The sequence below is a fragment of the Actinacidiphila yanglinensis genome (genome assembly GCF_900107965.1).
Classification (GTDB): Bacteria; Actinomycetota; Actinomycetes; order Streptomycetales; family Streptomycetaceae; genus Actinacidiphila; species Actinacidiphila yanglinensis.
The window spans coordinates 102,930-124,458 of the sequence record NZ_FNVU01000022.1; the positions used below are offsets into that span (position 1 = coordinate 102,930).

Genomic DNA, 21,529 nt, shown 5'->3' on the forward strand with positions numbered 1-21,529 from the left:
GAAATCCCGTGGCCGCCCCCGGCTCACCCCGCCCGCGGCGCGATTCCCGGACCGCTCCGCGGCGGCGGGACGTCGCCCGACTCCACCGCGGCCACGGCCAGCGCGGTGCGCGAGGGCGCCTCCCGCTTGCGCATCGCGGAGTGGACGTGCTTCTCGACGGTGCGGGGCGACAGGCCGAGGACGCGGGCGATCTGCGCGCTGGTCCGCCCCTCCACGAGCAGGCGCACCACGTCGAGTTCGCGCGGCGAGAGCCGGTCGCCGTAGCCGGGCCGGCCGGCCCGCCCCCCGACCCGCACCCCCGCGCCGGCCAGGGTGCGCCGTACCCGGTCCGCGTCCCCGTCCGCGCCGAGGGCGGTGAGCTCCGCGAAGACCTCGCGGAGCTCACCGGCGGCCCGGTCCCGTTCCCCGGCGGCGAGGCGGCAGCCGGCCGCCGCCTCGCGGGCCAGGAGGGCGTCGTACGGTCGCGGCAGCGCGGTCCAGGCGGCTCCCGCCTGCGCGAACAGCCCCGCGGCGCCCAGGAGATCACCGTCCGCGCGGGCGAGCAGCGCCGCGGTGAGCCGGTGGGCCACCGTCGCCGCGGGTGCGTCCAGGGCCCGCGTCCCCTCCGCGAACGCCGCCGCCGCGGCGGCGGCCTCCCGGGCGCGCCCCTCCTCCAGCAGCGCGCGCACCCGCAGCGGGGCGATCTCCGCGGCCCACAGCCACAGCCCCTTGGCCTCGACGAGCTGCCAGGCGGCGTCGGTGGCGGCCAGCGTCTCCGCGGGGTCCCCGGCGGCCTGCGCCAGCCGCGCGCGGACCGCGGCCGGGTCGCGCGTTCCGTCGGCGGGGCCGCGCAGGCGGCCGGCCGCGCCGGCGGACCCGATCCGCTCCCGCGCGCCGCGGTGGTCGCCGCGGGCGGCGTCGAGCAGGCCGGCCAGCAGCGACGCGTCGGCGCGCAGCACGGGTTCGGAGGCGTCGAGGGCGGGCGCGTGCCAGGCCCGGGTACGGCTCCAGTGGCCGGTGAGCCAGTCGAGGTGGGCGAGGGTCGCGCCCACGAGGTCGCGCAGGCGCAGGTGCTGGTGCTCCTGCGCGAGCGCGGCGGCCGCGTCGAGTTGTCTCCTGGCCTCGTCGTAGCGGCCCCACAGCATCGCCGCCTCACCGAGGTTGGCGAGCCCCCGGGCGCGCTGCAGCACCTCCCCGGGGGTCCGCCCGCCGACGGGCAGCTCACGCGCGGCCGCCCACCCGGCGGGGTCGCCGAGCACCAGCAGCGTCGAGGCGCGGTCGACGAGAAAGGCCAGCCACTCCTCCGGCGACGGCCCGGGCGGGGCCTCCACGAGTCGCCCGGCGCGCTCCAGCCAGGCGCGGTGGTGCGCCGCCGGGTGGGCGGTCCCGAGCGGGCGGGCCAGCATCAACATCGCGTGGACCGCGGCGGCCGGCCGGTCCTCGACGAGTCCGGGCAGCGCCCGCTCCATCTCGACCGAGGCCTCCTCGACGTCACCGACGTGGAACATCAGCCGGGCCAACTGCCAGGTGGCCTCGGCCCGTTCCTCCCGGGTGAGCCCTCCGGCGGCGCTCTCGCGCAGGGCCCCGACGATCCGGCGCAGCTCCCCGTCCCCGGGGGCGGCGTACAGCGGCATCCGCAGGACCAGGCGGGAGACCGCCGCGCCGCGGACGGCGCCGCCGACCAGGAGGTCGAGCAGCAGCCCGAACGCGGTGCGCGGGTCCCCGGACGCGCTCGCGTGGTCGGCCGCCTGCTCGGCGTACACCGCCCACCGCTCCGGGTCGCGCGCCTCCCGGAAGTGCCGGGCCAGATCAGCGACGCGGCGCACCGGCTCCCGCTCCAGCGCCTCCCCGGCCCGGCGGTGGAGGCGGCCGCGCTCCAGCGCGCCGAGGGCGTGGTACACGCTGCGCGCGGCCAGGACGTGGCGGAACCCCACCCGGGCGTCGCCGTGTTCGTGCAGCAGCCCGGCGGCGACGGCCTCGACCAGACCTGCCTCCGCCGCGTCCGTCGGCAGGCCGGCGACCTCGGCGACCAGCGCCGGCGGACGTTCCCCCTCCAGCACCGCGAGCGCCGACAGCACCGCGCCGGCGGCCGGTCCGAGGCGCGAGGTCCGTTCGAGCACGGCGTCGCGGATGCTGGGCGGCACCTCCAGCTCCGCGACGTCGCGCCGCAGCCAGGAGCCGTCCTCGCAGACCAGGTCCGCGCGGGCGTGCAGCAGGCGGACGGACTCCTCGATCGCCAGGGGCAGCCCGTCGGTGTGGCGGCGCAGGAACGCCGCGAACTCCACGGAGACCGGCTCGCCGCCGAGCATCGAGGAGACCAGGTCCGCCGTCCCCGCGGTGTCCAGCGGGGCGGGTTCGAGGCGGGTGACGTCGGCCTGCGCGACCATCCGGCGCAGCAGGGAGCGCGGGGGGACGTCCTCGGGCCGGTAGGTGAGGAGCAGGCGCGGGCCCCGGTCCCGCCGGGACCGCAGGAACAGCAGGAGTTCGAGCGTGGTCTCGTCCGCCCAGTGGGCGTCCTCCACCACGAACAGCCGGACCCCGAGGGCGTCGACGAGCTCGACGAGCGCGCGCAGCAGCCGGTGCCGGGCCGCCCCGGCGTCCGGCAGCGGTTCCGGCGCGGGCGGCAACTGCCCGGCCCACTCCGGGAAGAGCGGGCGCAGCGCCCCCGCCAGCCCGGTGAGGGGCAGCCCCGCCACGTTCTCGGCCAGCCGGCGCACGCCGTCGACGACCGGGCCGAGCGTGTACGGCTCCCGGAACGGCGGGCACTGCGCGACCAGCGCCGTCTCCGGGCGCCGCCGCAGGAGTTCGTCCAGCAGCCGGGTCTTCCCGATGCCCGCCTCGCCCGCGACCACGACGAGTCCCGGGCGCTCGTCCAGCCCGTGGTCGAGCAGCGAGAGGTCGCCGTCCCGGCCGACCAGGCGGGGAACGCCGAGGCCGGGCCGGCGTGTCGGCGTCTCCCCGCCCGCCCCTGCGCTCATCTCCGCCTCCGATCAGCCCCCGGTCCGGCTCCCGGGGCAACATTCTGCCGGTCGCTCCCGCGGTGCGGCGAGGACGAGGAGGACGAGGAAGGGGAGGTGGGCCCGCGGTCGCGGCGGCGCGCAGGGTCCCCGGCGGCCCAACTCGTCTGCGGGCAGGCCGGATCGGCGTCCGCGGAGGCGAACATGGCGCGTACGTCGACTCGCGGGCGACCGGGCCGGGACGGCGCCTGCCGGGGGACGCGCGGCCGGTGGAGGCCGCCCGCTGTTTTCCGGAGTTCCTCCCTCCATGGTGCGCGGGTGGCGCACGCGTTGGATCATGACCAGCGGTACTCGCTCAGGGCGGTTCGGCGGGTGGCGGCGTACGGCTCGAGCGGGCGGAGCCGGGCGGGGCCGCCGCCGGCGAACGGCCGTCCCACCGACTTGCACCGACCACCGGACGCGTCCGGGGAAACGGGGAAGCAGAGACATGCCGTCGCAGTCCGCCATCACCCTCGGCTCCGCCACCACTCTCGACCCGGCCGCCGCGCTGCTGCAGCCCCGCGTCGACGCCGGCGTCCCGGAACGCCTCGCGCGCTCGGCCGCGGCGACCGACGGGGGCGTCATGCGCACCGACGCCTTCGCCGCGTGGTTCGCCCGGCGCCGCGAGGCGCACCCCTTCCGGGTCGAACGCATCCCGTTCGACCGGCTGGAGGGCTGGTCGTTCGACGGCCGCACCGGGGACCTGGTGCACCGCAGCGGCCGCTTCTTCACCGTCGAGGGCCTGCACGTCAGCGTCGACGAGGGACGGCGCGGCGCGTGGCACCAGCCGATCATCAAGCAGCCCGAGGTGGGCATCCTGGGCATCCTCGTCAAGGAGTTCGACGGGGTCCTGCACCTGCTGATGCAGGCCAAGATGGAACCGGGGAACGTCAACCTGCTCCAGCTGTCGCCCACGGTGCAGGCCACCCGCAGCAACTACACGAAGGTGCACCGCGGCGTGGACGTGAAGTACCTCGACCACTTCACCCGGCCGGGCCGCGGCCGCGTCCTCGTCGACGTGCTGCAGTCCGAGCACGGTGCCTGGTTCCTGCACAAGAGCAACCGCAACATGATCGTCGAGGCGTCCGGCGAGGTGGCCGTGGCGGAGGACTTCTGCTGGCTGACGCTCGGCCAGATAGGCCGGCTGCTGCATCTGGACAACGTGGTGAACATGGACGCGCGCACCGTCCTCGCCTGCGCACCGGTGGCCGCCGCCCTGGTCGACGGCCCGGCCGCCACCCCGGCCGCCCGCCCGGCCCCCGGCCCGGCCGTCACCGCCCCGTCCACGGCACCCGTCCCGCCCGCCGACGGCCGCTCGACCCGCACCACCCGCTACACCCAGGCGCTGCGACGCTCGGCGGAGCCCGCCGCGGGCGCGCTGCACAGCGACGCCGAGCTGCTGTCGTGGTTCGCCTCCGAACGCTCCCGGCACGACCTGGTCGTGCGCCGCATGCCGCTGCGCGAACTGCCGGGCTGGCACCGGCGTGAGGACGTGGTCGAGCACGCGGACGGCCTCGGCTTCCGGGTGGTCGCGGTGGCGGTGGCCGCCGCGAGCCGCGAGGTGGCCCGCTGGACGCAGCCGCTGATCGAGCCGAACGGCACGGGCGTGATGGCCTTCGTCACCCGGCAGATCGGCGGCGTGGCGCACGTCCTGGTGCACGCGCGGGTGGAGGGCGGCTTCCTCGACACCGTCGAGCTCGCGCCGACCGTGCAGCACGTGCCCGGAGAGTTCGTGGCCACCGAGGACCCCGGCGGGCGGCCCCCGTTCCTCGACCTGGTGCTGGCCGCACCGCCGGACCGGGTCCGCTACGAGGCGGTCCACTCCGAGGAGGGCGGGCGCTTCCTGGCCGCGCAGAGCCGCTACCTGCTCGTCGAGGCCGACGAGCACGACGCCCCGGTCCAGGAACCGCCCGGCTACCGCTGGGTGACGCCGGGCCAGCTGTCCTGGCTGGTCCGGCACGGCCACTACCTCAACGTGCAGGCCCGCACCCTGCTCGCGTGCCTCAACGCCCTGGTGGGCGGGCAGTGACCCCGGTACGCATCGGCGTCCTCGGCTGCGCGGAGATCGCCCGCCGGCGGATGCTGCCCGCCATGACGGCCTGTCCCGCGACCGAGGTGTATGCGGTGGCCTCCCGCGACCGCGACCGGGCCGCCGCGACGGCGCGGACCTTCGGTTGCCGGCCCGTGCACGGGTACGACGCCCTCCTCGCCCTCGACGAGGTGGAGGCGGTCTACGTGCCGCTGCCCGCCGCGCTGCACGCCGAATGGATCGAGGCGGCGCTGCGCGCGGGGAAGCACGTGCTCGGCGAGAAGCCGCTGACCACCGACCCCGACCGCACCCGCGCGCTGCTCTCGCTCGCTCGGGAGCGGGGGCTGGTGCTGCGGGAGAACGTGATGTTCGTGCACCACGGCCAGCATGCCGCGGTCCGCGACCTGGTGGCCGGCGGGGCGATCGGCCGGCTGCGCTCCTTCCACGCCGACTTCACCGTGCCCGAGCGGCCCGACGGCGACATCCGCCACCGCGCCGACCTGGGCGGCGGGGCGCTCTTCGACACCGGTGTCTATCCGGTGCGGGCCGCGCTGCACCTGCTCGGCGGCCTGCCCGAGGTGGTCGGCGCGGTGCTCGGCGCCGGTCCCGGACGGGAGGTCGACACCTTCGGCGGGGCCCTGCTGCGGGGCGCCGGCGGCGTCAGCGCCCACCTGACCTTCGGCCTGGAGAACGCCTACAGGTCGCGCTACGAACTGCGCGGCAGCACCGGCCGGATCACCCTCGACCGGGCCTTCACCCCGCCGGCCGGGCAGGCCCCGGTGATCCGGCTCGAACAGTCGGCGGGAGGCGTGCGGGAACTGCCGCTGCCCGCCGAGGACCAGGTGCGGAACACCGTGGCCTGGTTCGCCGCGGCCGTACGCTCCGGGGTCCCGGCGGCCGCCGCGGCGGACACGGCGGGCACGGAGGACGCCGATGCGACGGCCACCCTTCGGCAGGCACTCCTGCTGGACCGGATTCGCCTCTGTGCGAGGGGAGTTGAGCCGGCCGACGACCAGGGGGCCCCATGATCGACCCGCACGCGTGATCACCCCTCGCACGCCCGTCCGGGCGAGTAGATTCGACTCGCTCGACAACCTGGCACGACACAACAGGACCGGAGGAATGTGGCGTGGGTTCCTTGGAGGACGTCAACGATCTGCGTGGGTGGCTGGAGTTGGCGGGTGAGATGGGTGAGGTGACGACGATCACCGGTGCGCATTGGGATCGGGAGATCGGTGCGGCGTCGGAGGTGAATTACAAGCGGGCGTCGCCGCCGGCGTTGTTGTTCGATGACATTGTGGGGTATCGGTCGGGGTTGCGGGTGTTGACGGCGAGTATGGCGAATGCGCGCCGGTTGGGGATGACGTTGCGGTTGGGGACGGATCTGGATGATCGGGGTCTGGTGGAGGCGTTGCGGACGCGTCCGGGGGAGTGGGTGGAGGCTGCGGGGAAGTTTCCGATGAATGTGGTGGATTCGGGTCCGGTGGTTGAGCATGTGGTGGCGGGTGGGGAGGTGGATCTGCTGGCGTTTCCGGTGCCGAAGTGGCATGAGGGGGATGGGGGGCGGTATGTGGGGACGGGGTGTGCGGTGTTCACGACGGATCCGGTGTCGGGGGTGGTGAATGCGGGGGCGTATCGGATGCAGGTGCAGAACGGTGGGCGGGCGGTGAGTGTGAACATGGAGGCGGGGAAGCATGGTGCGGGGCATGTGCGGGAGTGGTTTGCGCGGGAGGGTCGGGCGCCGGTGACGGCGTCGTTGGGGCATGATCCGTTGTTGCTGGTGGTGGCGGGTACGGAGGTGCCGGCGGGGGTGTCGGAGTTGGAGTATGCGGGGGCGGTGTTGGGGCGGCCGGTGGATGTGCTGCTCGGTGAGGTGACGGGGTTGCCGGTTCCGGCGTTCGGGGAGATTGCGGTGGAGGGGTGGTTGTATCCGGATCGGCGGGAGTTGGAGGGGCCGTTCGGGGAGTGGACGGGGTATTACAGTGGGGGGAGTGAGCCGGTGTTGACGATGGAGGTGGAGCGGGTTTATCACCGGTCGGATCCGGTGTTGTTGGGGGCGCCTCCTGGGAAGCCGCCGCATGATTATTCGTATATGCGGAGTGTGATGAAGTCGGCGATGATCCAGGATGCGTTGGTGGGGTGTGGGTTGCGGGGTGTGGAGGGTGTGTGGGCTCATGAGGTGGGGGGTGGGCGGCAGTTGTTGGCGGTGTCGATTCGGCAGGGGTATGCGGGGCATGCGCGGCAGGCGGGGTATTTGGCGTCGCAGTTGCCGTCGGCGGCGTATATGAACAAGTTCGTGATCGTGGTGGATGCGGATGTGGATCCGCGGAGTTTGAATGATGTGATGTGGGCGGTGTGTACGCGGACGGATCCGGCGGAGGACATCGAGACGATGCGGCAGACGTGGGGGAGTCGGGTGGATCCGTTGCGGGCGGCGGGGTTGCCGCCGTTCAACACGCGTGCGGTGATCGATGCGTGTCGTCCGTGGTCGCGGTTGGCGGATTTCCCGAAGGTGGCCGAGGCGAGTCGTGAGTTGACCGATCATGTGATCCGGCGCTGGCCGGACGCACTCGGCGGCACGCGCTGACGTCGCGGTCCGCCGCATCAGGGGGCGGGCGGGAAGCGGCAGGTGCCGGGGTGGCGGCGGCACCCATCGGCTAACGTCGGCAGCCGCAGGTTCGACACCATCCGAGGGACGTGGGGGCGGCACATGGCCCGCAGTGGCGTGACGCGCGGCGGCGCCGGCGGCGTCCAGAAGGCCACCGTCAGCGACGTGGCCCGGCGGGCCGGGGTCTCGGCCGCCACCGTCTCCCGCGTCCTCAGCGGCAACCACCCGGTCGCCCCCGCCACCCGCACCAAGGTGATGCGGGCGATCCGCGATCTCGACTACGTCGTCAACGCGCACGCCCGCGCCCTGGCCGGCAGCCACACCAAGACCGTCGCGATCATCCTCAGCGACGTCACCGCGCCGTTCTTCAACACCATCGCGGGCGGCATCCAGCGCCAGGCGACCCTCGAAGGACGGCTCTGCCTGATCTGCGCCAGCGACGGCGACCCGGAGCGCGAGATCGCCATCGTCTCGATGCTGCGCGAGCAGAGCACCGACGCGGTCTTCCTGGTGGGCGGGGTCACCGACACCCCGGAGTACCGGCGGCGGATGGCGCGTCTCGCCCACGCGCTCAACGACGCGGGTTCGCGCCTGGTGCTGTGCGGGCGCCCGTCGCCCGGGGACGACCTGCCGGTCACCGTGGTCGAGTACGACAACGAGGGCGGTGCCTTCTCCGCCGCCAGCCACCTGCTGTCCGCCGGGCACGAGCGGATCGTCTTCGTCGGGGGGTGGGAGGGCAACACCGCCACCGAGGCCCGTATCACCGGCCTGCGCCGCGCGATGGCCTCCTACGGGCTCGACCTCGACCCGGCGGCGGTCGTGCCGGGCCGGATGGACCGCGCCTTCGGGTACCGCACCACCCGGCGACTGCTCGCCGAGGGGCCGGAGTTCACCGCGGTCCTCGCCTGCGACGACCCGGTGGCCGCGGGCGTGGTGGCGGCGCTGCGGGAGGCCGGTCGCGACGTCCCCGGCGACGTGTCCGTCATCGGCTACGACGACCTGAGTCCCGCTCAGGACGTCCATCCCGCGCTGACCACCGTGCACATCCCGCTCACCGAACTCGGCCGCACCGCCGTGCGGTTGGCCCTGCACCGCGACGACCCGGACTGCGGCGACCAGCACGTCGTGCTCGGCACCCACGTGGTCGTACGGCAGTCGGTCGCCCCGCGCAGGCGGCCCGCGTTCTCCTGACGCGTGAAATCGATTTCCTCGCGCCTTCCACGTACCGCCCACGCCGGAACCCCTGCGCCCTGCAGTGCCCCGCGCTGGCCGCGCCCGCTCAACGGCCACACCTCGTGCGGGCGTTGATGGCCCGGGCAACGACCATTGACACCCCGTGAGGAAACCGCTTACCTTCTGTGCCGCGGACCCGCTCCACCCCGGTCCGGTGCCGTCCCGACGGCCGCCCGACTTCCTGCCGTCGGCCAGTGGGCAAGGAGACGTTCCATGAGCATGGACAGGCACGACGACAGGCGCGACGACGGCGGGCGCGAGCACGGCGCGGCGCCCCGGCCGGGTACGGGCCTGTCCCGTCGCGGGCTGCTGCAGCTCGCGACCGCGGCGACCCTCGCGGCGACGGCCGGGACCTGGGCGCTGCCCCCGGCAGCCGGAGCCGCGGCGGGCGACGACTTCGACACCCTGCGCGGCCGCTGGCAACTGCTGCTCACCGGCGTGGGCTTCGACGCGACCGCGGCGCCCTACGCCGCCGCGCTGGCCGCACTCGGCACGCAGGCCGGGCAGTTCCGGGCCGCCCTGACCGCCGACGGCACGTCGCTGTGGCCGGACCTCCCGCTCGGATCGGTCTCCAACAACGTCACCCAGAGCTGTGTGCGGTTGCGGACGATGGCGCTGGCGTACGCCCAGCCCGGCACCGGGCTCACCGCCGACGCCACGCTCGCCGCGCAGATCGCCGCGGGACTGGACCGGCTGTGCGCCGGCGCCTACACGGCGACCGCCGCCACCTACGACAACTGGTGGGACTGGCAGATCGGCGCCCCCAAGTCGCTGCTCGACACCGCCGTCCTCATCTACCCGCAGCTGTCCTCCGCGCAGGTCGCGGCCTACTGCGCCGCGATCGACCACTACGTCCCCGACTCGGCCGTCGGGTCCTACACCGGCACCAGCACCGGGGCCAACCGGGCCGACCTGTGCAAGGTGATCGCGCTGCGCGGGGTGGTCGGTAAGTCCGCGCCGAAGCTCGCCACCGCCTCCGGCGCGCTGTCGCCGGTCTTCCCGTACGTCACCACCGGCGACGGCCTGTACGCCGACGGGTCGTTCGTCCAGCACACCGACATCCCCTACACGGGCACCTACGGGGAGGTCATGCTCGGCGACCTGAGCTGGCTGTTCGCCCTGCTCGCCGACTCCCCCTGGTCGGTCACCGACCCGCAGCAGAGCAACGTGCTGGACTCGGTCACCCGGGCCTTCGCCCCCTTCGTCTTCAACGGCCTGGTGATGGACGGCGTTTCGGGGCGCGGCATCAGCCGCGGCCTGCAGAGCACGAGCGCCGTGCCGCAGAGCGACCACACCCGCGGCCACACGCTGGTCTCCGACATCCTCCGGCTCGCCGACTCCGGGATGGGCAGCGCGGAGCAGTCCGCCACCTGGAAGGCCATGGCCAAGGGCTGGATCGAGCGGGACACCTGGCTGCCCTACCTGTCCGACCCGGGCGTGGCCGTCCCCGAACTCGCCCGCGCCCAGGCGCTCCTGGCCGACACCTCCGTCACCGCCGCGCCCGAGCCGCCCGGCCACCGCGTCTTCGCCATGGACCGGGCGGTGCACCGGCGGCCCGGCTGGGCGGCCGCCGTCAGCATGTGCTCGGCGCGCACCACGTACTACGAGAACGGCAACGGCGAGAACCTGCGCGGCTGGCACTCCAGCAACGGCATGACCTACTGGTGGGGCGCCGACCACGGCAACGACCAGTACTCCGACGCCTTCTGGCCCACCGTCGACCCCTACCGGCTGCCCGGCACCACGGTCTCCACCAAGCGGCTGGCCGACGCGGAGGGCGGTGCCTGGGGCGCTCCCCGCCCGGACGCCACCTGGGCCGGGGGCGCCACGGACGGCACCTACGCGGCGCTGGGGCAGGACGTGCGCGGGCTGTCCAGCACCCTGCGGGGCAGGAAGTCGTGGTTCTGCCTGGAGGACTCGGTCGTCTGCCTGGGCGCCGGGATCAGTGCCACCGACGGCGTGCCGATCGAGACCGTCGTCGACAACCGCAACCTGGGCGCCGGCGGCGCCCCTTCCCTCCTGGTCGACGGCCGGCAACTGACGCTGGCCGCCGGCGAGCAGCGGCGCCTGGCCGGCGTGCGGTCGGTCGTCCTCGGCGGCGCCGGCGCCTACCTCTTCCCGGAGGGAGCCGCCCCGAACGTGCTGCGGGAGGCCCGTACCGGAAGCTGGCACGACATCAACACCGGCAGCAGCACCACCCCGCTCACCCGCACCTACCTCACCCTGTGGTGCGACCACGGCACCGACCCGGCCGACGCCGGCTACGCCTACGTGCTGCTGCCGGGCGCCGACCAGCGGGCCGCCGCCCGCCACCGCGTCCCGCGCATCCTGGCCAACACCGCGCAGGTGCAGGCCGTCGTGGACCCCTCGCTGCGGGTCCTGGCCGCCAACTTCTTCACCGCGGGCAGCATCGGCCCGGTCAGCGTCGACACCCCCTGCTCGCTGCTGGTGCGCGCCTCCCGCGACACCCTGACGCTCGCGGTCAGCGACCCCGGCCAGAGCGCCGCCGCGATCACCGTCACCCTCGACGCCGCCGCGCTGCGGACCCGCACCACCGACCCGGCGATCAGCATCACCGGTCGCCACCCCGTCGTCGTGCGGGCCGACATCGCCGGGGCCCGGGGCGCGAGCCGCGTCGTCACGTTCGACACGCGCGCGGCGGGCCTGCGCGGCTGCTGGTGACGACCGCCACGGCAGGACGAACCCCCCCATCACCGCCCGTCCCCCCTCCCCCCACCACCGGAGACGCCATGACCGTACGAGCCACCGTCCGACGCGCCCGCGGGGTGCTCGCCGCCGCCGCGCTCCTCGCGCTGGCCACCACCTGCCTCGGTACCGTGGGGCCGGCCGCGCAGAGCGCCCACGCGGCGACGTTCACCGTGTACGACCAGACCCAGGGCGACTGGCACCACTGGGACCTCGAACAGCTGGGCCTGGTCGACAACGCCGCCGTCTACGACCGCTGGGGCCTGAGCTGCTCCACCACCGGGTGCAGCAACGTTCCCTCGCAGGCCACCTTCGAAGCGGCCGTCCAGGCCGCCGTCGGCACGTTCACGGCCGCGGCCTCCGCCCCCCTCGTCCTGGACCTGGAGAACATCCTGCCGGTCAGCGCCACGTCGGCCGCGCAGGCCCAGCAGGACCTGGCCCTCTACGAGAAGCTGGCCACCTGGGCCCACGACGCCGAGCCCTCCGCACCGCTCGGCATCTACTCCTACGACTACAGCACCGCCAACAGCTCCTCCACCAAGCAGCTCTACACCGGCGGGTACCTGCAGTTCTTCGCGCCGTCGCTGTACAACCGCTGGGCCACGGTGGCCGACTGGGAGAGCGAGCTGGACGCCGCGGTCGCGAACGACCACGCCATGGACTCCGCGCTGCCGATCTACCCGTACCTGTGGCCGCAGTGGGACAACGGAACCAGCGGCCAGCTGAGCGGGCCGGACTGGGACACCGAGTTCGCCCGGGTGCAGGCCCGGACGCAGGGCGCCATCGTGTGGGCCGACGCGGCGACCACCCTGGGCTCCGGCTCCTGCGGCTGGCTCGGCGACCTCGCCCGCGAGATGAGCCTGCTCACCGGCACCCAGAGCTCCGGCCCGCTCACGGTCACCACCCAGGTGCCCAACACCTGTGAGGCGGTGCGGGGTTCGAGCACCGCGGTCACGGTCACCCTCACCGACAAGGGCACCGCCGCCACGGCGGCGACCACGCTGCGGTCCGCGTCGGGACCGCAGGGCATCACCGGGACCTTCGGCGCCACGGCCGTGCCCGCCCTGGCCCCGGGCGCCTCCTGGTCGACGACCATGTCCCTGGCGGTGCCGTCGGGGGAGACCGACCAGACCGCGCTGGTCCGGATCGCCTACGACGGGGGGTTCGGCCGGCTCACCCTGATCGTGCCCTGATCCCGGGATCGCGTTCCGCCGTCCGGCCCGTCGAGAGGTGACGACGGGCCGGACGGCGCTTCCCGCGGGGCGCCTGCGGGGGCGCCGGCGCGGTCAGCGCGGGAAGGCGGCCACCACGTCGATCTCCACGAGGATCCCCATCAGATCCGACCCGACCGTGGTGCGCACCGGGTACGGCGCGGTGAAGAACTCCCGGTAGACCGCGTCGTACGCCGCGAAGTCGCGCCGCAGGTGCTGGAGATGGACCGTCACCTTGACCACGTCGTCCATGCCGAGCCCGCGCGCCGCGAGGACCGCCCGCACGTTGCGCAGCACCTGCGCCGTCTGCTCCTCCACGGTGCCGGGCACCGCCCCGGTCGCCGGGTCCTGCGGGCCGAACCCGGCCGTGAAGAGCAGCCCCGCGGCCGCCACGCCCTGGCTGTACGCGCCGGCCGGCCGCGGCGCGTCGTCGGTGCGTACCTCCTGCTTGCCGTGCCCGCTCATCCCGTCAGGTCCCCTTCGCGCTCGTTGGCCGCGGCGAAGTGCCGCAGCTTGTCCTCGTCCACGCTGACGCCGAGACCGGGACCGGCCGGCACCCGCAGCCGGCCGCGCTCCAGGTGCAGCGGCTCGATGATGTCGTCGGCGTGCAGGTAGTACATGCTGTCGATGGCGCGGGAGAGCACCGGGGTGCTGGCGACGACCGCGAGGTGCGCGGCGGTCGCGATGCCCAGCTCGCCGCCGCTGTGCAGGTTCATGCCGAGCCCGAAGGTCTCGCAGTGCGCGGCGAGCGCCTTGGTCGCCGCGATGCCGCCCCACTTGTAGACGTCACCGTGGATGACGTCGACGGCGTTCAGCCGCATCGCGGGCGCGAACTCCTCGAACCGCACGACGCACATGTTGGTGCACAGCGGTATCCGGACCTTCGCCTTGACCTGGCTCATGCCCTCGATGCCGGAGCAGGGGTCCTCCAGGTACTCCAGGTCCAGCTCCTCCAGCGCGATGCCGGCCCGCACCGAGTCGGGCACCGACCAGGCCGCGTTGGGGTCCACTCGCAGGTTCACCTCGGGAAGCGCCTCGCGCAGCGCCCGCAGGATCGCCACGTCGCCTTGCACGTCCGTGGTGCCCTTGAGCTTGACGGCCTCGAAGCCGCCCTCCTCGACCACCCGCACGGTGTGCTCGGCGAGCGCCCTGGCGAGGGCCGGGCCCCGCGCCCCGGGGGCGTCGGCGCGGGTGATGAGCGCGGTGATCGGGACCTCGTCGCGCACCCGGCCGCCCAGCAGCTCGGTCACCGGCTGCCCGGTCGCCTTGCCCATCGTGTCCCAGCACGCCACGTCGAGGGCGGCGAGAGCCGCGTACCCGAGGTAGCCGTGGAAGAAGGGCACCATGTGGTGCCTGCGGTGGAAGCTCTCCAGCGCGAACGGGCTGGTGCCGATCAGGTCCTTCGCCAGTGACCTGACGATCGCGGCGACCGGCCGGCCCCACATCGTCTCGCCCCAGCCCTCGACGCCGCTGTCGGTGCGGATGCGCACCACCGTGCGGGTCTCTCCCGTCTTCGTCTCGAAGGAGCTGGTGAACGGGTTGACCAGCGGGAGGTTGACCACCCACACGTCGACATCGACGATCTTCATGCTTTCTTCTCTCCAACTCGGTGGTGACGGGCCCGGCGCCGGCGGCTGCCGGGCTCAGCGGGTGGCCGCGTCGAACGCCCTGATCGCGCCGGCCAGTCCGGCCGCGCGCGCCTCCAGCAGCCGCCGGCCGCGCGCCGGGTCGGCGGCCGAGGCGTCGTCGGTCGACCCGCCGACCCTGGCCCACTCGCCGTGGCGCTCCACGGTCAGGCCGGGGTGCGGCGGGCGGTCGAACAGCGGCGGCGGTTCCACCGGCGCGCGGGCCGGGACGGGGGTACGGACCAGGTCCGGGTGGGCGGCGAGCATCAGCGACGTCTCGAACCAGCCGGCGTGCCCCGGGGTGACCTCGGGGCGCCCGCCGTCGTCCTCTCCGCCGGTGACGGTCCAGTACGAGCAGGCCGCGGCGGTGACCTCGCGGCGCAGCGCGAACCGCTTGACGGCCAGCCGCATGATCTCGTCGTTGCCGCCGTGCCCGTTGACGACCAGGACGCGGCGGTGACCGGAGTCGGCGAGCGAGTCCAGGACGTCGTCGAGGACCGCGCCCAGGGTGGCCGCGCCGAGTGACACCGCGGCGGCGAAGAGGTGGTGCGGGCTGTGCCCGAAGGGCAGCGCCGGCAGGCGCACCAGCTCCGGTCCGGAGCCGTCGGCGAGCAGGGCGGTGGCCCGGTCGACCACCGCCTCCACGAGGAGGGTGTCGGTGCCCATCGGCAGGTGGGCGGCGTGCTGCTCCTGCGACCCGATGGGCAGCAGGGCGATGCCCCGCTCTCCGGCGGCGCGCACCTCCCGCCAGGTCGACTCGGTGAGGTTCCTCGGGATCACGGCACTACCTTCCTGAAACGTGGTCGTGGCAGAGTCGGCCCATGGCCGACGAGAGATTCCCCCTGCGACTGGTGCCCGAGCCCGAACCGGAACCGGCCGCACCGCGCGGCGCGCGCAGGCTGGGAGCGGTCGAACTGGTGCCGGGCCGGATCAGGGCCGCGGTGCTGGACATGTCCGGCGCGGTGCTGGAGCGCACCGAGACCGGGTACGACGCCGCCTCGGCGCTGCCCGCCGACCTCGACGCGGCGCTCGCCCGCGCCGCGCGCGTCTTCGCCGGCGGCCGGACGGAGGGCATAGGGGTGGCCGCGGCCGGGCTGGTCGATCCCGACGCGGGCCTGATCACCGAGGTCAACGACGTGCCGGCGCTGCGGGGTTACCCGGTGGCGGCCCGGCTGGAAGCGGTGACGGGTGTGCCGGTCCGGGTGGAGCACCACGCCCGGTTGCAGGTGCTCGGCGACCGGTGGTTCGGTCCCGGCCGCGGCCGGCGCACCTTCGCGTCCGTCTCGACCGGGGAGGTGCTGGGCGTGGGCATCCTGTACGCCGGCCAGGTGCTGGCCCCGCCCGGCGGGCGCAGCGGCGCCCACATGACCGTCTCGGCCAGCGGGGATCGCTGCACCTGCGGCAGCCGCGGCTGCTGGAAGACCGTCGCGACCACCCGCTGGCTGCAGGCCAGGTCGCGGGCGGCGGGCCTGGGGGAGTCGGCCTCGCTCGGCGCGCTGGTCGCCCGCGAGGACGAGGCGGCGCGCCGGGTGGTGGCCGAGTACGCGGAGAACGTCGCCCTGGGGCTGGTGAACATCCAGCAGCTGTTCGCGCCCGGCCTGTTCGTGCTGCACGGCGAGGCGCGGGAGGGCGGCGCGCGGTTCCGCGGGCTGATCGAGGACCGGCTGCGGTCCGACGTGGCGTGGGACGGCGCGGAGAAGCCGCGGGTCCTGGTCAGCACGGCGGACATCGACGACATCGCGCTGCTCGGCGGCGCCGGGCTGGTTCTCTCGCGGCTGTAGCGGGGGCGCCGCCGCGCCGCCACCCCCCGCGTGCCCGGTCACCCGCGGTCACCCGCCTCACCGTCGCCCGGCGCGCCGGCGCCACCGCCCGTCACGCCCGCCGCGTCCGTCGCGCCGGCGGCGCGGAACCTGCGGCCCCGGCGCGGATCGGGCACCGGCACCGCGTCGAGCAGCTGCCGGGTGTACGCGTGCCGGGGCCGGCGCAGCACCTGCGCCGCCTCGCCGACCTCCACCAGCCGCCCCTGCCGCATGACGGCGATCCGGTCGGCCACCTGCTGCACGACGGCGAGGTTGTGCGAGACGAGGAAGTAGGTCAGCCCGCGCCGCTGCTGGAGTTCGGCGAGCAGGTCCAGGATGCGTGCCTGCACCGACACGTCCAGGGCGCTCGTCGGCTCGTCGAGCACGATCAGCCGCGGCTCGACGGCCAGGGCGCGCGCGATGGACACGCGCTGGCGCTGCCCGCCGGAGAACTCGTGCGGGTAGCGGTCCTGGATGCCGGCGTCCAGGCCGACGGACTCCAGCAGCTCGCCGACCCGTTCCCTGACGTACGCCCGGCCGCGCCGGCCGCGGGCCGCCGGGTCGTGGGTGACCATCGGCTCGCCCACGATGCCCGCGATGTCCAGGCGCGGGTTCATGCTGGAGTACGGGTCCTGGAGGACGACCTGGATCCGGCGGCGGAGGCGGCGCAGCTCGGCCGGCGCGAGGGCGGCGAGGTCCTGCCCGTCGAACCGGACGCTGCCGGCGGTGGGTTCGAGCAGCCGCAGCAGCAGCCGGGTCAGCGTGGTCTTGCCGCAGCCCGACTCGCCGACCAGCGCGAGCGTCTCGCCCTCGCCGACCGTGAGGGACACGTCGTCCACCGCGACGCTGCCGTGCCGCCCGCCGAACTCCTTGCGGAGTCCGGTCAGTTCCAGCAACGGCCGGCGGGTCTCGGGCGCCGTGCCGGCTTCGGTGGTCATGCCAGCTCCAATCGGGGGGTGGCGGCCAGCAGTTGGCGGGTGTAGTCGTCGGCCGGGTGGTCGAAGACGTCCAGCACGTCACCGGTCTCCACGACCTCGCCCCGGTGCATGACGGCCACCCGGTCGGCGGTCTCCGCGACCACCCCGAGGTCGTGGGTGATCAGCAGGACGGCCATGCCGTGCCGCTCCTGGAGGGTGACGAGCAGGTCGAGGATCTGGCGCTGCACGGTGACGTCCAGCGCGGTGGTCGGCTCGTCGGCGATGAGCACGCGGGGCCGGCCGACCAGGGCCGCGGCGATCATCACCCGCTGGCGCAGGCCGCCGGAGAGCTCGTGCGGGTACTGCCGGAACCGCCGTTCGGGATCGGGGATGCCGACCTCGTCGAGCGCTTCGAGCGCCGCGGCGCCGGCCTCCGCGCGGGACAGGCCCTGGTGGTGGCGCAGCCCCTCGGCGACCTGCGCGCCGACCCGGCGCAGCGGGTCGAGGCTGGTCATCGGGTCCTGGAAGACCATCGCGATGTCCTGGCCGCGGATCCGGCCGAGCTCCTTCTCGGGGACGGTGAGCAGGTCGCGGCCCTCGAAGAGGATCCGGCCGCCCGCGTAGACGCACGGGGGCTGCGGGTTGAGCCGCAGGACGGACAGTGCGGTGGCGGTCTTGCCGCTCCCGGACTCGCCGACGACGGCGAGCGTCTCGCCCTGCGCCAGCCGCAGCCCGACGCCGCGCACGGCGTGCACGGTGGCGGTGTCCAGCCGGAAGTCGACGGTCAGGTCGGCGATCTCCAGGACCGGCTCGGCCGCCGGTGCGGCGCCGCCGCCCGGTGCGTGCGCGGCCCTCCGTGTCCCGGCGGTTCCGAGGGGCTGCGGTGTCTTCGGGGCCGCCGGTTCCCCGGCGGTCCGGTCGGCCGGTGTCGGCTGGTCAGTGGTCATCGGCGGTACGCCTTCGGGTCCGCGACGTCGCGCAGGGCGTCGCCGGTGATGTTGATGGCGAGCGAGGTGAGCATCAGGGCGATGCCGGGGAAGACCGCGACCCACCAGGAGGTGCCGAGGTACAGCTGGCCGTCGGCGAGCATCGACCCCCAGGTGACGGTCTCCTTGGGCACGCCCAGCCCCAGGTAGCTCAGGGACGCCTCGGCGACGATCGCCGCGGCGACGTGCAGCGTGCCGATGGTGGCCAGCGGCGCCATCACGTTGGGGAGCAGGTGGCGGCGCATGATGGCCACGTCGGTGACCCCGATCGCCCGCGCCTCGGTGACGAAGTCGCGCGAGCGCAACGACATCACCTCCGAGCGCACCACCCGGGCGTAGGACACCCAGCCGGTGATGCCCAGCACCAGGATCACGTACCACAGGCCGGAGCCGAAGAACCCGACGATGGCCAGCGCCAGCAGGATCGACGGGAAGGCCAGCTGGACGTCGGCCAGCCGCATCAGCACCCGGTCGGTCCAGCCGCCGAAGTAGCCGGCGGCCAGGCCGACCACGGTGCCGATCACCCCGGCGAGCAGCGCCGCTCCGGCGCCGACCAGGAGCGAGACGCGGGTGCCGTAGATGACCCGGGAGAGCATGTCCCGGCCGAGCTGGTCGGTGCCGAGCAGGTGGGCACTGCTGCCGCCGTGCTGCCAGGCGGGCGGCTTCAACCGGGTCAGCAGGTCCTGCGCGTTGGGGTCGTCGGGGGCGAGCAGCGGCGCGAACACCGCGGCGACCAGCAGGATCGCCAGGACGGCGAGCGCGACGACGGCGAGCCGGTTGTGCAGGAGGGTGCCCAGGGCGGCGGAGCGCCGGCCGCGCGCCGCCCGGCGGGCGGGGGCCGCGGCGGGCGCGGCCGGTGAGGTGAGCGTCATCGGGAGGTCCTCACCCTCGGGTCGAGGAGGCTGTAGGAGAGGTCGACCAGCAGGTTGACCACGACGAAGGTGGCCGCGAAGAACAGCACGGTCGCCTGGACCAGCGGGAAGTCGCGGTTGGAGATGGCCTCGATCGTCAACTGGCCGACGCCCGGCCAGGAGAAGACCTGCTCGGTGAGGATCGCGCCGCCCAGCAGGCTGCCGACCTCCAGTCCGATCACGGTGACCACCGGCAGCGCCGCGTTGCGCAGCCCGTGGGTGAGCACCGTCTTCACCGGGCCGAAGCCCTTGGCGCGGGCGGTGCGGATGTGGTCGGAGGTGAGCACGTCGATCAGCGAGGAGCGCAGCAACCTGGCGACGACCGCGATCGAGTAGACGGACAGGGTGACGGCGGGCAGCACCAGGTTGGCGAAGGTGCCGTACCCGGAGGCGGGCAGGGCGTGCAGGCCGACCGCGAAGACCAGGATCAGCAGGATGCCCACCCAGAACGGCGGGGTGGACTGACCGAGCAGGACGCCGGTCATGATGCCCCGGTCCGAGGCGCGGCCGCGCCGCATGGCCGCCACGATGCCGGCCGGCAGCGCGATGACGAGCGTCACCACCAGGGCCGCGGCGGCGAGTTCCAGGGTGGCGGGCAGCCGGTCGGCCAGCACGTGGCCGACCGGCTCGTTGTAGGAGATCGAGGTGCCGAAGTCGAAGTGCAGCAGGTCCCACAGGAAGTCGAGGTACTGCGTGATCAGCGGCCGGTCCAGGCCGAGGCCGGCGCGCAGCACGGCTTCCTGGTGGGCCGTGGCGTCCGCCGGGAGCAGCAGCTTGACCGGGTCGCCGGAGAGCCGGACGAGGAAGAAGGAGACGGTCGCGGTGCACAGCAGGACCAGCAGCGCGGTGCCGAGCCGTACCAGCACGGCGCGCAGCACTCCGGTCCGGGCCGCCGCCCGCGGCCGGCCGGTCCGCGCGGTGCGCGGCGGCCGGAGGGTGAGGTCGCTCATCGGGAGATCTCCGCACTCTGCATGGCCAGGACACCGGCGGACCCGGGCGTCCAGCGGGGGCGGTCGTTGCGGGCGTAGATGTTGTCGATCTGGTAGAGGGGCACGAAGGGGGCCTCCTGCTGGATCAGCCGCTGGAGGTCGGAGAAGGCGCGCTTGCGTTCCGCGGGGTCCCCGGAGAGCTCCTCGATGTCGACGAGGCGGTCCGCGTCCTTGTCGTGCCACCGGCTCTGGCGGCGGTCGCTGCGGACGTTGGACTGCAGCATGCTCTCCCCGTCCAGCGTCCAGACGGTGCTGGCGGCCAGGTACATCGGGCCCAGCGCGCCGTGGTCGTCGGAGGTGAGCCGGTCGGCGTAGGTGCCGGGGTCGAGGAGTTCGACCCGGGCGTGCACGCCGGCCCGGGCCAGCAGGCCGGAGATCGCCTCGGCGACGTTGGAGTCGACGTTGGAGGCGGTCAGCGTGGTGGAGAAGCCGTGCGGATGGCCGGCTTCCGCGAGCAGCTTGCGGGCGGTGGCCACGGAGCGGGTGAACGGTTTGACGGTGGGGTCGAACCCGAAGGCGCCGCGCGGGATCATCGCGGGCACCTCGGTGGCCTTGCCGCCGAGCACCGCCTTGACCAGCAGCGGCACGTCCACCGCGTGGTTGAGCGCCTGGCGCACCCGGCGGTCCTTCAGCGGGCCGTCGTCCAGCGTGTTCAGCGAGAGGTAGGAGGTCCTGATGCCCGTGTAGCCGTCGAGCTTGACGCCGCCGTAGCCGTCCAGTTGCTGCGCCGCGTCGGGGGTGAGGCCGGCGACCAGGTCGACCTGGCCGCTCTGCAGCGCGGCGAGCGAGGACGACGGGTTGGGCTGCGGGCTGAACACCAGCTCGTCGACGTGCGGGCGTCCCTGCCAGTGGCCGGGGAAGGCCCGCATCCGCAACTCGTGGTCGCGCTGCCAGCGCACGAAGGTGAACGGCCCGGTGCCGATGGGGTGTTCGGCGAAGGCGGCGTCCCCGACGGCGGCCAGGTGGCGCGGCGGGACGACCACGCCGCCGAAGAGCGAGAGCTTGTCGGGCAGGATCGGGTCGTGCACGGTCGTGTGCACGTCCACGGTGAGCGGGTCGACGACGGAGACGTCCTTGACGTAGCGGAGCTCGACGATCGGCGACTTGGTCGCGGGGGCCAGCACGCGTTCGATGCTGAACTTCACCGCGGCGGCGTCGCAGGGCTCGCCGTTGTGGAAGGTGACCCCGGGGCGCAGGGTGAAACGCCAGGTGGTCGCGCCGCGGGCGGTCCAGGAGAGGGCGAGCCGCGGGTGCAGGAGGTTGTCCAGGCCGCGGGTGGTGAGCGTGTCGAACATGTTGATCAGGGCGTTCATCGAGGTCATGTCGCCCTGCTTGTGCGGGTCCATGGTCTTGGGGTCGCCCGGCTGGGACACCCGCAGGACGTTGCCCGCACTGCTCGCGGGGCTGGTGCCGCACCCGGTGAGCAGCGCCGGAGCCGCGACGGCCGGGATCAGCAGGCCGCCGAGCCGCAGGATGTCGCGGCGGGCCGGGTGATCGCGGTCCACGCGCCTCCCTTGCCGATGTCGTTCCATTGGACAGC

Annotated in this window: 16 protein-coding genes; 7 read left to right on the plus strand and 9 right to left on the minus strand. The window is 74.3% G+C overall.

All coding sequences use genetic code 11. The annotated features are described in order from the left end of the window. Positions 1 to 23: 23 nt before the first annotated feature. A complete protein-coding gene (locus C4U44_RS34195; protein WP_103889989.1) occupies positions 24 to 2,957 on the minus strand; it encodes a helix-turn-helix transcriptional regulator in 2,934 nt (977 codons plus the stop codon). 466 nt (positions 2,958 to 3,423) lie between these two features. Between C4U44_RS34195 and C4U44_RS34200 the strand changes: the two genes are divergently transcribed. The 6 genes from C4U44_RS34200 to C4U44_RS34225 all read left to right on the plus strand — a co-directional run bounded on the left by C4U44_RS34200 (position 3,424) and on the right by C4U44_RS34225 (position 12,744). Beyond that, the gene (locus tag C4U44_RS34200; RefSeq protein WP_103889990.1) at positions 3,424 to 5,004 is read left to right on the plus strand and encodes an NDP-hexose 2,3-dehydratase family protein; all 1,581 of its coding nucleotides are present in this window, start codon (positions 3,424 to 3,426) and stop codon (positions 5,002 to 5,004) included. Beyond that, complete coding sequence (locus C4U44_RS34205; protein WP_103889991.1) at positions 5,001 to 6,032, plus strand: Gfo/Idh/MocA family protein; 1,032 nt, start codon at positions 5,001 to 5,003, stop codon at positions 6,030 to 6,032. Before C4U44_RS34200 ends, C4U44_RS34205 begins: the two co-directional genes overlap by 4 nt. Before the next feature lie 110 nt (positions 6,033 to 6,142). Then, positions 6,143 to 7,591, plus strand: coding sequence for a UbiD family decarboxylase (locus tag C4U44_RS34210; RefSeq protein WP_200823505.1), 1,449 nt, complete (start codon positions 6,143 to 6,145; stop codon positions 7,589 to 7,591). A 123-nt stretch (positions 7,592 to 7,714) separates the two neighbouring features. Further along, entirely contained in the window at positions 7,715 to 8,803 is a 1,089-nt protein-coding gene (locus tag C4U44_RS34215) for a LacI family DNA-binding transcriptional regulator (protein WP_103889993.1), read from the plus strand. A gap of 255 nt (positions 8,804 to 9,058) precedes the next feature. Further along, positions 9,059 to 11,527, plus strand: coding sequence for a polysaccharide lyase 8 family protein (locus C4U44_RS34220; protein ID WP_235032570.1), 2,469 nt, complete (start codon positions 9,059 to 9,061; stop codon positions 11,525 to 11,527). A gap of 68 nt (positions 11,528 to 11,595) precedes the next feature. Beyond that, positions 11,596 to 12,744 (plus strand): hypothetical protein, encoded by a 1,149-nt coding sequence (locus C4U44_RS34225; protein WP_103889994.1) that lies wholly within the window; start codon positions 11,596 to 11,598, stop codon positions 12,742 to 12,744. A 93-nt stretch (positions 12,745 to 12,837) separates the two neighbouring features. On the opposite strand, the gene C4U44_RS34230 is transcribed toward C4U44_RS34225, so the two are convergent. Genes C4U44_RS34230 through C4U44_RS34240 form a run of 3 tightly spaced genes read right to left on the minus strand, consistent with a single transcriptional unit; the run spans position 12,838 to position 15,167 of the window. Next, positions 12,838 to 13,227 carry a RidA family protein gene (locus C4U44_RS34230; protein ID WP_103889995.1) on the minus strand — a complete coding sequence of 130 codons (390 nt, stop codon included), beginning with the start codon at positions 13,225 to 13,227 and terminating at the stop codon, positions 12,838 to 12,840. Next, positions 13,224 to 14,351, minus strand: coding sequence for a mandelate racemase/muconate lactonizing enzyme family protein (locus C4U44_RS34235; protein WP_103889996.1), 1,128 nt, complete (start codon positions 14,349 to 14,351; stop codon positions 13,224 to 13,226). The genes C4U44_RS34230 and C4U44_RS34235 overlap by 4 nt, the downstream gene beginning before the upstream one ends. 54 nt (positions 14,352 to 14,405) lie before the next feature. Continuing rightward, positions 14,406 to 15,167 carry a creatininase family protein gene (locus tag C4U44_RS34240; RefSeq protein WP_103889997.1) on the minus strand — a complete coding sequence of 254 codons (762 nt, stop codon included), beginning with the start codon at positions 15,165 to 15,167 and terminating at the stop codon, positions 14,406 to 14,408. 41 nt (positions 15,168 to 15,208) lie between these two features. Between C4U44_RS34240 and C4U44_RS34245 the strand changes: the two genes are divergently transcribed. Next, positions 15,209 to 16,168 (plus strand): ROK family protein, encoded by a 960-nt coding sequence (locus C4U44_RS34245; protein WP_103889998.1) that lies wholly within the window; start codon positions 15,209 to 15,211, stop codon positions 16,166 to 16,168. 38 nt (positions 16,169 to 16,206) lie between these two features. Here the strand turns inward: C4U44_RS34245 and C4U44_RS34250 are convergent, their stop codons facing one another. Genes C4U44_RS34250 through C4U44_RS34270 form a run of 5 tightly spaced genes read right to left on the minus strand, consistent with a single transcriptional unit; the run spans position 16,207 to position 21,464 of the window. Then, positions 16,207 to 17,124, minus strand: coding sequence for an ATP-binding cassette domain-containing protein (locus C4U44_RS34250; RefSeq protein ID WP_103889999.1), 918 nt, complete (start codon positions 17,122 to 17,124; stop codon positions 16,207 to 16,209). Then, the gene (locus tag C4U44_RS34255) at positions 17,121 to 18,050 is read right to left on the minus strand and encodes an ATP-binding cassette domain-containing protein (protein WP_103890000.1); all 930 of its coding nucleotides are present in this window, start codon (positions 18,048 to 18,050) and stop codon (positions 17,121 to 17,123) included. The genes C4U44_RS34250 and C4U44_RS34255 overlap by 4 nt, the downstream gene beginning before the upstream one ends. Further along, positions 18,047 to 18,961, minus strand: coding sequence for an ABC transporter permease (locus tag C4U44_RS34260; protein WP_103890001.1), 915 nt, complete (start codon positions 18,959 to 18,961; stop codon positions 18,047 to 18,049). The genes C4U44_RS34255 and C4U44_RS34260 overlap by 4 nt, the downstream gene beginning before the upstream one ends. Beyond that, positions 18,958 to 19,950: an ABC transporter permease gene (locus tag C4U44_RS34265; protein ID WP_103890002.1), complete on the minus strand. Its 993-nt coding sequence runs from the start codon at positions 19,948 to 19,950 to the stop codon at positions 18,958 to 18,960. Before C4U44_RS34265 ends, C4U44_RS34260 begins: the two co-directional genes overlap by 4 nt. Further along, the gene (locus C4U44_RS34270; protein WP_235032582.1) at positions 19,947 to 21,464 is read right to left on the minus strand and encodes an ABC transporter substrate-binding protein; all 1,518 of its coding nucleotides are present in this window, start codon (positions 21,462 to 21,464) and stop codon (positions 19,947 to 19,949) included. The genes C4U44_RS34265 and C4U44_RS34270 overlap by 4 nt, the downstream gene beginning before the upstream one ends. Positions 21,465 to 21,529: the final 65 nt, after the last annotated feature.

Coding starts and splice junctions, on each gene's coding strand:
- C4U44_RS34255 (WP_103890000.1), bottom strand. CDS start 18,050: ATGACCACTGACCAGCCGACACCGGCCGACCGGACCGCCGGGGAACCG.
- C4U44_RS34250 (WP_103889999.1), bottom strand. CDS start 17,124: ATGACCACCGAAGCCGGCACGGCGCCCGAGACCCGCCGGCCGTTGCTG.
- C4U44_RS34225 (WP_103889994.1), top strand. CDS start 11,596: ATGACCGTACGAGCCACCGTCCGACGCGCCCGCGGGGTGCTCGCCGCC.
- C4U44_RS34260 (WP_103890001.1), bottom strand. CDS start 18,961: ATGACGCTCACCTCACCGGCCGCGCCCGCCGCGGCCCCCGCCCGCCGG.
- C4U44_RS34220 (WP_235032570.1), top strand. CDS start 9,059: ATGAGCATGGACAGGCACGACGACAGGCGCGACGACGGCGGGCGCGAG.
- C4U44_RS34265 (WP_103890002.1), bottom strand. CDS start 19,950: ATGAGCGACCTCACCCTCCGGCCGCCGCGCACCGCGCGGACCGGCCGG.
- C4U44_RS34215 (WP_103889993.1), top strand. CDS start 7,715: ATGGCCCGCAGTGGCGTGACGCGCGGCGGCGCCGGCGGCGTCCAGAAG.
- C4U44_RS34200 (WP_103889990.1), top strand. CDS start 3,424: ATGCCGTCGCAGTCCGCCATCACCCTCGGCTCCGCCACCACTCTCGAC.
- C4U44_RS34235 (WP_103889996.1), bottom strand. CDS start 14,351: ATGAAGATCGTCGATGTCGACGTGTGGGTGGTCAACCTCCCGCTGGTC.
- C4U44_RS34230 (WP_103889995.1), bottom strand. CDS start 13,227: ATGAGCGGGCACGGCAAGCAGGAGGTACGCACCGACGACGCGCCGCGG.
- C4U44_RS34245 (WP_103889998.1), top strand. CDS start 15,209: ATGGCCGACGAGAGATTCCCCCTGCGACTGGTGCCCGAGCCCGAACCG.
- C4U44_RS34195 (WP_103889989.1), bottom strand. CDS start 2,957: ATGAGCGCAGGGGCGGGCGGGGAGACGCCGACACGCCGGCCCGGCCTC.